Genomic DNA, 560 nt, shown 5'->3' with positions numbered 1-560 from the left:
TGGGGCGCTGCACTTCACAAACTTCCCAGAGTTGTCACGGCAGTGAACCGTCGATTTAGCTGGGCACTTCATGAATTTCCCTTGCGCGTCACGGCATTGCGAGGCGAAAGCCGCCGGCGCTCCGACGAGGAAGCTGAAGGCAGTTACTGCGAGTAGCAGTCGACGCATGACATTGCTCCTTTGAAACTCATGGTTTGGCATAGACCCTTAGATGGAATGATGGGTTCAAACCCCCAGCACGTCACTTCCCGAAATGCTCGGCGATCGCGTGGTCGGAAATGTTGGTCAAGTCCTTGCTCAGGCTGCGAGTAAGCTTGGCTGCCGTCGCCTTGTTAAGTGCCTCGCGGATGTCGTGCAGGACGTGACCAGGGGCGGCCAAGACAATGTCCTGCACTTCCGACGCCGGTGCGCGATTAAGATAGTCCGCAACGACCCGCGCGAACTCATGCTTAATCTCGGCCTTGGGATCAGCGTGAGGTGCCTTTAGCTGATGCTCCCCCTTGGAGGCATCTTCGTCGATGTCGCCGGTGCCCTCCGCATTGAAGGTATGGATCGTGTGG

1 protein-coding gene is annotated in these 560 nt (G+C 57.5%); it reads right to left on the bottom strand.

Annotated features, from left to right (window positions below):
* Positions 1 to 241: 241 nt before the first annotated feature.
* The coding region (locus GSQ92_RS30455; RefSeq protein ID WP_216856958.1) for a host attachment protein at positions 242 to 560 on the bottom strand (319 nt) is incomplete at its 5' end.

Origin of the sequence: Acidisoma sp. S159 (assembly GCF_009766125.1) — a bacterium.
Taxonomy (GTDB): Bacteria; Pseudomonadota; Alphaproteobacteria; order Acetobacterales; family Acetobacteraceae; genus Acidisoma.
Note: the sequence above shows the minus strand (reverse complement) of the source record. Positions and strands in the feature narration are given on the sequence as shown.